Genomic DNA, 8,827 nt, shown 5'->3' on the forward strand with positions numbered 1-8,827 from the left:
CCTAAATTGTCCCGTGAAGGGCGTGCCCCATACTTTCATATTTTACACTGGCTAGCTAATAATGATAAATGGTCTCTTCAACTAGACTTTGCAATTACAAGATACTTACAGCATAGAGCAAGTGTTGAACCATTACTTGACAAAGGTTTGATCCAGAATTTTATTGCTCGAAATCATGAAGATTTTTATGATGTTATACACTATGATTCATTAACTAAAATTTTAAGTATAGAAGACTCTAAATTTGTATTTTTTCTTAGAAATTTATCATGGCATGAATTTGCAGTAAAAGCAGGTTACTTATCTGTAAGCTTTACTGGTAGATATGATTTTGCCTTATCTTTCGCAGGTGCAAATAGAAATGTAGCTGAAGCCATTGCTAGAAAATTAACGGAAGCAGAAATTGCTGTTTTCTATGATCAGGATGAACAGCATCGAATTTTGGCAAATGATGTGGAAGAATATTTAAAACCAATTTATGACAGCCAAGCACAGTTTATCATAGCTTTACTCAGTAAAGATTATCCAACGCGTATTTGGACTAAGTTTGAATCCGAACAGTTTGAAACTCGTTTTAGTAAGAGTGAAGTGATTCCAATTTGGTATAGTGACTCTCTACCAGGAATGTTTGATAAAACTAATCGAGTTGGAGGACTGACTTATAATATTGATACTGATATGGAGTCTCAAGTTGACCATATAGTTAATACTTTAATTAAGAAGCTAGGAGAGACACGTAGAAAAATAACTGGTGCTCAATAATATCTTATTCAAGCAGTAATTATATAAATCTTAGTACTTTACTACTTTAATAAAAAACAGCAGGCGTAAGAAAAGATTTAAAACTGTGGATAAATACTTAATTTTTGATATAATATATGCACTTTTTAGTCAAGTCTCTGTTAAAAAGCATACAAATGAACTCCATCCCCATTTCTCCCAAAGTAATTATCAGCTACAGCCATGACTCACGAGAACATAAAGACCGGGTGTTACAGCTAGCTGACCAATTGCGGGAAGATGGGATTGATTGCAACATACACCAGTACTACGAATCAGATCCACCACCTCAAGGGTGGCCCCGTTGGGCGAACGACGAGATTGATGCAGCTAACTTTGTCCTGATAGTCTGTACCGAGTTATACAATCGACGCTTCAGGAGTCACGAGAATAAAACAATGGCTAAACCTTTTAAGTGGACATACAAGGGTAAAGTGTTGGCTATTTAATGGTTGGTTTATTTACGCCGTGCCGTACTAGCTTCGTCAAAATCAAATAGCAGTCCTAAATAATTTATAAAATTATCTCTTCTCTCTTTTGTTGGCGTTCTTGGCGACGCCTGTCGCCTAAGTCGGGAAAGCCTTCATTCGCGCTAGTTCGTCTATGTCCTGCGGACACGCTGCGCGCTTGGCGGTTGATAATTTTTCTAACTCAAATAGGATTGTTATATCAGGTTCGGTTAAACACTTATAATATCTGTAGGTTGGGTTGAGGAACGAAACCCAACACTTGATCCTTGTTCATGTTGGGTTTCACTGCCGTTCAACCCAACCTACATTGATAAATTGTATTATAAGTAATCACCCGAACTTGATATTACATATTAACTTTACGAATTAATACTACGCCTCAATCAGAGGATGATAGTCATCTGGGTTTGTAAAGCCTGCAATCCAGGCGGCTGCTTGATGGCAACTCCGCATGTAAGGGGGAACGCGTAGGATATGAGTGTGTCCTGTGGATGGACAAGTGACTTTCAAGACCATAAGTGGTTCGTCATCTTCAAAAGGAATGTAGACAAGTTGACGTTCTCCACCAGCGTCTTTATCGCGATCGCGAATTAACCCTCCCACTTGCTGCAAAAATGTTTCGTATCCCAGACGCTCAATCAGTACGCGGCGCAACTCAACATTTTCTACATTCAGGATATCCTGCCCCGTTATGGACTGGGATTCAAAGGCAATGCTATCACTCACCTGCACGCCTCGCCAACGCAAAACGAAACCATGCCCCGCAGGCAAACTGGTAATCCCACTTCCAGCCAACTCGATCCAATAAGTGATGTGCAGACCTTTGGGAAGGGTAGTCAGGTTCACACAGTCTCTAATATCTAAACTTTCACAACTGAGATTTTCAGGTAGATTGTAAAGTTCCGACGCCCCACTTAAATCCAGATGACCCAAAACGCGCATACCATCCCATGCGCGATGCTCAAGGATGAGTTTTCGAGCACGTTGGGCCGATACAGGCTCGTGGCTTTCGTTTGGGCGCTGCTTAACTGGTTTATTAGGCACGCGTCCATTCGACATCATCTTGAGCATTAGTCGGTTACCTCCACGTAAGCATCAGGGCGGTATTCACGTTGTCTCCAAACGCGGTAAAGCCCTTGGGGTAATTCAATCGCCCGATGTTCTTCATGAATCAATGTGGCACTTGGTTCTTTAACCTCTAGAAAAAGGTTACTACCATGCACCCACAACTGAACAGCATTAGATTGCTGAATGCGATGGCTGTGTCCTGTGACTTCACCATGAGCCAGAGTAGCACCTATACGCCTTTGAGCACCAACTGGTAAACTAGCAATTCGTCCGATCAGAACGTCGCCGTGTCTGTAGAGAACACCAGGTTGGTTAGCTTGGGAGTTGTTACGGTCGTTCAACATGTTCTGATCATAACAATACCTTTGCCAAAAATATCTCAAGTGTTGCTGCAAGCGAGAAATCTTTAGGGCGTTTTGAGTCTGCCGTTGTTCAAAGCAGCGGGCAAGGGAGGGCATACCAAGAATCCCACTGCTTTTTATTGAAGATAAGCATTGCGAAATCTTCTCACGCTGTGGGAGTGTCATCAATTACAGGTGTAGATTATTTATTACACCTGTTAATTATTTTGGTCGGCGAACGCTTTGAACTCAATGGCATCATGGCTGCAAAAGAGGCGCACGTCACTACTGTGGTTGAGCGATAACTCACGCAACCGTTGTTGATTATAAAGTCGAGCCTTGCGGTCTACCTCCATCAACCATTGGTAAGCACGCAGACCAGGCGTGCAGTCTGGTTTAGAGGTTCCGATTTCGTGCCGATAAAAGTAGGCATCGCCCGCATGTAAAAGCCAACCTTCTGGTGTCTCGATGGCAATGCCAGCATGACCGCGCGTGTGACCAGCAAGCGGGATGAGGAGAATTTCTGGTGGTAGTCCATCGAGGTCGCGCACTGCCTCGAAACCAAACCAAGGTTCGCCCTTTGCTGAATAATATTTCCACTGTTTTACTTCGTCCCACTGGCCAGGACGATAGCGTTGCGATGAGATAAAGCCGCGCCGTTCTTGCGCTGCCTCAATCTCAGGGAGCATTACATGCACGATCGCTTCTGGAAAATCTTCCAACCCACCTGCATGGTCGAAATCGAGGTGGGTAAGCACTATGTGGCGCACATCGCGCGCGCGAAAGCCAAGCTGCTCAATAGCTGCGATCGCCGTGTATTTTTGTTCAAACTTGATACGATTCAAATTCATGAAGAACGGGCTGAGTCTTGATAATGGCGCTTTGATATCGCGCTGACCGAAGCCCGTATCGATGAGAACAAGTCCCTGATTTGTCTCGACGAGCAAGCAGTGGCAGACGAGGCAGGCTGTTAGCCCGCGACTAAAACCGTCGAAAAGTGCCCCGCCAATCGGACACATGCAACCGCAATTAAGATGATGAATACGCATAAATGATTTCACGCTCGTATCAATCTCTCTTAAAAACGAAAAAGTATGGATAATCAACATACTTAGGGGTGAAAAGGGGTGAAAAAATTTCTGACTTGGATATGATCAGGATTTAATCGCTCTTGTGCACTTTTGCTGTCCTAGTCTAAAATCCAGTAATTGAGACTCGCTTTGAAAATTTGCCTATGCCCAAAGGCTGAATTTCTCACTTCAAGTAATGTACCCTTGATTCGTTGAAAAATTCATAAATTTTGGAATACAGTTAAGTGTCCAAGCAAGAACTACCTAAGTATTTTCCTATCGTGGATTTGTTTAATTAATTCACAGGGATAGGGAACAGGGAACAGGGAACAGGGAACAGGGAACAGGTTAAGAAGTGTTTTCATGTATCCGAGTGTACGCAGTTCATGATGGCTACTTAAGTGTTATTTGAGAATTTGGTATGAAACAAGTAGAAGCAGTCGTCGCGAATATTAACGACTTAAAAGATGGTGAAATGCAACAGGTGTGTGTCGGCGAGACAGAAGTTTTGCTGAGCCGATTGGATGGAAAGTTTTATGCCGTCGGTGCACACTGTAGTCATTATAAAGCACCACTGGCAGAGGGGGTGTTGAGTGGGCATTATGTTGTTTGCCCTTGGCACAATGCCTGTTTTGATGTGACAAATGGCGACCAAACAGAGCCTCCTGGCTTGGATTCTTTAGCGTGCTATACGGTACGCATTGAAGGTGAAAAGGTCATTGTCAGCGTACCAGAGAAAACAACAGGGTTGCGATCGCCCGAAATGGCACAATTCGACCCCAACGTTGATAAACGCACATTTGTTATTTTAGGAGCGGGGGCGGCTGGTTCTCATGCTGCAGAAGCTTTGCGAGTCGCTGGATATCAGGGGCGAATCGTCATGATTACTCAGGAAGACAAGTTGCCCTATGATCGCACTAAGCTTAGTAAAGACTACTTAATTGGTGACACATCAAGAGAGGAAATGCCGTTGCGCTCGCCAGATTTCTACAAAGAACACGCAATTGAAGTGCTGTTGAATAAGCGAGTTGAGCAGGTACAGACAACAACAGGTGCGATCGCCTTGAGTGATGGTGATTCGTTGACTTATGATGCCCTGTTGGTAGCAACAGGAGGAAAGCCACGCCAGCTCGATATTCCAGGTGCAGACTTGCAGAACATTTTCACATTACGTAGTTTTGATGATACCAATCGCACTTTGACACTCACCGAGCAAAAAAGACAGGTGGTGGTGATTGGTTCGAGTTTTATTGGTATGGAAATGGCTGCTGGACTGAGTCAGCGAGGCTCACAAGTAACCGTTGTTTCGCCCGATTCTGTACCTTTTGAGAAAATCTTGGGTGAGCAAATTGGCAAGCAATTTCAGCAGGTTCATGAGGAGAATGGCGTTTCCTTTAAATTGGGCAGGAAAGCGGTTCAATTTGAAGGTAGTAGTAAAGTAGAAGCCGTAATATTGGATAATGGCGATCGCTTAACAGCCGATATAGTCATTGTAGGAATTGGCGTACAGCCTGCAACACAGTTTCTTGAGGGTGTTAATTTGCATCCCAAAGATAAGAGTGTTGTTGTTGATGAATACCTGCGTGCAGCTGAGGGCATTTACGCCGCAGGCGATATTGCTCGTTATCCCGACTGGCGTACAGGAGAACCGATTCGCGTTGAACACTGGCGAGTTGCGGCAGAACAAGGGCGGATTGCAGCTCATAACATGGCAGGAAAACCAGTCAAATTTAAAGGACTTCCTATTTTCTGGACGATGCAATTCCAATTTCCCTTACGCTACGTTGGACATGCTGAAAGTTGGGATGAGATGATTGTGGATGGCGATCTGCAAAAACAGGAATTTATTGTTTGCTATGTGAAAAATAATCAAGTATTGGCAGTTGCAACCAGCCATAAGGATACCGAAACAGCGGCTATTTTTGAACTGATGCGCTCCAACCAAATGCCAACACTCGATGAATTACGCAGCGGTGCAGTTGATTTTGTTCAGAGACAGCGTCAAGTTAACGGTGATTTTCTACCCACAAAAAAAGAAAAGGGGACTGAGTTAGCAGATATTGTAGGTAATCAATGGTATTTTCTGAATTTCCAGCCTGGTAAACTTTAAGTAGGAATTCTCGGTCAAGATAGTCAACTGCCCCGTAATATGTCTGTTTATCTCGCTCATTCACGACGGGAACTGTAACTTCTTGGTCTGTTTTTCCCCATACATAGCCAATCGTGTCTCCCCACATCAAATGGCATTCATCAAGCAACAATACTCTCAACTTTCCTGTTTCGATTTCCTCTCGGTGGTTTGCCAGCAATGTTCCAATCTCTTTTTTTTTGCCGCAACAGCATCCGGGTCAGCTTTGGGATTCGACTTTGTAGTTTTCTTCCAGCTAATTCCTGCTGCATCGAACAGGTCGTAGTAACTTTGCTTTGACTCATAAACTACCTCATACTCAAAAGCGAGTTTATACTCCAGTTCCCCAAGCTCCCAGCAATCCTTTGTTTGTAGCCAACTCAACACCTCTTCTCGTTGTTCCCTACTCAAGTAACTCTTTCTTCCCCTATGGTTCAGCCGCAGTCCATCTATTCCATCTTGCTCATAGGCTTGTTTCCAACCTGTTATCGAACCCAGCGACACATCTAGAATTGTTTGAATTTCTTCATATAAGTACCCTTGATAAACCAGCTTGACTGCTAGCGCTTTCCTTACCTCACGAGCATTTGGACGCAGAGCAATAAATTCTTGCAGAACGGACTTCGCATCAAGGACGGCTCCTTCAGCCAACATTGCAGTTGCTACTTCCTGTGGGAGTCTTGCGGTTTGTAGATGCTGATTTATCATTATCTGCTCTTACACTTGTACACCTGTGCGTATTCTCTCGTACTCTTTTTCAAAAATCAAATAGGAATCCTATATAAAGTAGTTTGCTAGAATTCAAACTAACCATATGACTATGAAATTTGCATGAAATTTTTAGATGATTTTAGATAAAAAACTTACTTTTTTAGAAAGAAGCAACTACTAGAACAAATTCCTGGATTTGACTATCTTGATAGTGAATCCAGTCTGGTTGAGCTATTAGCTTGAGTTTTCAAGAAATACCAGGGTATAGTTCGGTATTTTTGGATATTTCAATAATTAATAAAGAGCCATTCTCATTTTCAAAACAATAAAAGTAATCATTATCATTTTCTCTAAAAAGAATAGCCACTAATTTTGCTTGACTCAAAGTTAAACTCTTAATATAAACTGAAGATTAAATGGGTAATTTTTATAAAAGAATACCCGATCTGCTTTCAACCACCTCGACCTACCCAGACAGTTAAGGTCGAGGATTGCGAAGAGTCAAACTCTGTAAGGAGACCGCTCCTAAAGTTACCACGCTTGTGACGGATGATTTCAACCCCTATTCTTTGCTGTAAGCGAGAAAGACAATCATGTCAAAGCCACATTCAAAACATTCGGGCTGTTGCGAGCATGACCACGACCACAGCCAGACCAATCACAGCCACGATGATCACGACCACGAACACGACCACGATCATGGTCACGGCGACGGAGATTTTAACCTCAAGTCGGAATTGACTACTGTTGTTTTGGTTGTTATTTTATTTATCCTCGGTTCAATTTTTGAAAAACAGTTACACAATACACCTTACTCGGTTGGTGAATATCTGGTTTTCATCCCAGCCTATCTTTTAAGTGGCTGGAATGTTTTGACTAGCGCTGGACGCAATATTCTCCGAGGCAGAGTGTTTGATGAGAATTTCTTGATGACTGTAGCGACCTTAGGCGCTTTAGCCATCCATCAACTACCCGAAGCTGTAGGGGTAATGTTGTTTTTCAAAGTCGGCGAATTATTCCAAGAACTTGCGGTCAGTCGTTCTAAGAAATCTATCAAATCTGTTTTAGACGTTCGCCCTGACTTCGCCAACTTGAAGACGACGAATGGCTCTGTTAAAAAAGTATCGCCAGTTGAAGTAGCCATAGGGGATACCATTGTTGTCAAGCCAGGGGAAAAGATTCCCTTAGACGGTGATATTGTGGAGGGTGGTTCTCAGGTTGATACCTCTGCACTAACTGGAGAATCAGTCCCAAGAACTATGAAAGCTGGAGAACCAGTTTTGGCAGGGATGATTAACAAAACGGGAGTTCTCTCCATCAAAGTCACCAAACTATTTGGTGAGTCTTCCATATCTAAGATATTAGATTTGGTGCAGAATGCCAGCAGTAAAAAAGCTGAATCTGAGAAATTGATTACCAAGTTTGCCAGATACTACACGCCAGTTGTCGTTTTTGGCTCATTGGCAGTTGCCCTACTTCCCCCCTTATTTATTCCTGGTGCAACTTCTGCCCAATGGGTTTACCGCGCCCTCGTCCTGTTGGTAATTTCCTGCCCCTGTGGACTGGTAATTAGTATCCCACTTGGCTACTTTGGAGGTGTTGGGGGTGCTGCCAAACGAGGGATTTTAGTTAAAGGCTCTACTTATTTAGATACACTCACAGCAGTCAAAACGGTAGTCTTTGACAAGACAGGAACTCTGACAAAGGGTGTATTTAAAGTGGCACAGATTGTGCCGAAAAATGGTTTCACCCAAGAAGAGCTACTCCGACTTGCAGCAGAAGTAGAGTCACAATCCAACCATCCCATAGCTCAGTCTATCCGGGATGCCTATGGTCAAGAAATTGACCCATCCTTAATTGAAGCTTACGAAGAAATTGCAGGTCATGGAATCCGAGCTTTGGTAGAAAATCGGTTGGTGATTGCGGGAAATGACCGCTTATTGCATCGGGAAAACATCGTTCATGATGTCTGTAACGTTGAGGGTACAGTCGTTCATCTAGCGGTAGATAAGCGTTACGCTGGGTACATTATAATTGCTGATGAACTCAAGGACGACGCGATACAGGCGATTCAAGCCTTGAAGAAATTGGGGATTGAAACCATCATGTTAACGGGAGATAGTCAAGCTGTAGCCGAGAGGGTGGCGCAAAATCTGGGGTTAGATTCCTACGAAGCTCAGTTATTACCAGAAGACAAGGTGAGTGCAATTGAGAAAATCTTGAGCCGCTCTGGAAAAGATAATAAAGTTGTCTTTGTAG

6 protein-coding genes and 2 pseudogenes are annotated in these 8,827 nt (G+C 43.2%); 4 read left to right on the forward strand and 4 right to left on the reverse strand.

Annotation, left to right across the window (positions count from 1 at the left end):
• Positions 1 to 762, forward strand: a 762-nt coding sequence (locus DP116_RS21190; protein ID WP_169157055.1) for a TIR domain-containing protein, incomplete at its 5' end; no start/stop codon positions are given.
• Positions 763 to 917: 155 nt separating this feature from the next.
• On the forward strand, positions 918 to 1,229 hold the full coding sequence (locus DP116_RS21195) for a toll/interleukin-1 receptor domain-containing protein (RefSeq protein ID WP_211173423.1): 312 nt from the start codon (positions 918 to 920) through the stop codon (positions 1,227 to 1,229).
• A 393-nt stretch (positions 1,230 to 1,622) separates the two neighbouring features.
• Here DP116_RS21195 and DP116_RS21200 read toward each other — a convergent pair whose 3' ends face one another.
• The 3 genes from DP116_RS21200 to DP116_RS21210 all read right to left on the reverse strand — a co-directional run bounded on the left by DP116_RS21200 (position 1,623) and on the right by DP116_RS21210 (position 3,768).
• Entirely contained in the window at positions 1,623 to 2,294 is a 672-nt protein-coding gene (locus tag DP116_RS21200) for a DUF6745 domain-containing protein (protein ID WP_343038355.1), read from the reverse strand.
• 26 nt (positions 2,295 to 2,320) lie between these two features.
• Positions 2,321 to 2,776, reverse strand: coding sequence for a DUF8820 family protein (locus DP116_RS21205; RefSeq protein ID WP_246275732.1), 456 nt, complete (start codon positions 2,774 to 2,776; stop codon positions 2,321 to 2,323).
• Positions 2,777 to 2,877: 101 nt separating this feature from the next.
• Positions 2,878 to 3,768 carry an MBL fold metallo-hydrolase gene (locus DP116_RS21210; protein WP_246275733.1) on the reverse strand — a complete coding sequence of 297 codons (891 nt, stop codon included), beginning with the start codon at positions 3,766 to 3,768 and terminating at the stop codon, positions 2,878 to 2,880.
• A gap of 382 nt (positions 3,769 to 4,150) precedes the next feature.
• Between DP116_RS21210 and DP116_RS21215 the strand changes: the two genes are divergently transcribed.
• Complete coding sequence (locus tag DP116_RS21215; protein WP_169157058.1) at positions 4,151 to 5,839, forward strand: FAD-dependent oxidoreductase; 1,689 nt, start codon at positions 4,151 to 4,153, stop codon at positions 5,837 to 5,839.
• Here DP116_RS21215 and DP116_RS21220 read toward each other — a convergent pair.
• Positions 5,754 to 6,565 (reverse strand): annotated as a pseudogene (locus DP116_RS21220) (IS630 family transposase); the annotation flags it as partial. The gene DP116_RS21215 and the pseudogene DP116_RS21220 overlap by 86 nt on opposite strands.
• A gap of 632 nt (positions 6,566 to 7,197) precedes the next feature.
• Between DP116_RS21220 and DP116_RS21225 the strand changes: the two are divergent.
• Positions 7,198 to 8,827 (forward strand): annotated as a pseudogene (locus DP116_RS21225) (heavy metal translocating P-type ATPase); the annotation flags it as partial.

Origin of the sequence: Brasilonema bromeliae SPC951 (assembly GCF_012912135.1) — a bacterium.
Lineage (GTDB): Bacteria > Cyanobacteriota > Cyanobacteriia > Cyanobacteriales > Nostocaceae > Brasilonema > Brasilonema bromeliae.

What these genes read in the sequence shown, in the direction of transcription:
- DP116_RS21195 (WP_211173423.1), top strand. Translation starts at nt 918, where the DNA reads ATGAACTCCATCCCCATTTCTCCCAAAGTAATTATCAGCTACAGCCAT.
- DP116_RS21205 (WP_246275732.1), bottom strand. Translation starts at nt 2,776, where the DNA reads ATGCCCTCCCTTGCCCGCTGCTTTGAACAACGGCAGACTCAAAACGCC.
- DP116_RS21210 (WP_246275733.1), bottom strand. Translation starts at nt 3,768, where the DNA reads ATGTTGATTATCCATACTTTTTCGTTTTTAAGAGAGATTGATACGAGC.
- DP116_RS21215 (WP_169157058.1), top strand. Translation starts at nt 4,151, where the DNA reads ATGAAACAAGTAGAAGCAGTCGTCGCGAATATTAACGACTTAAAAGAT.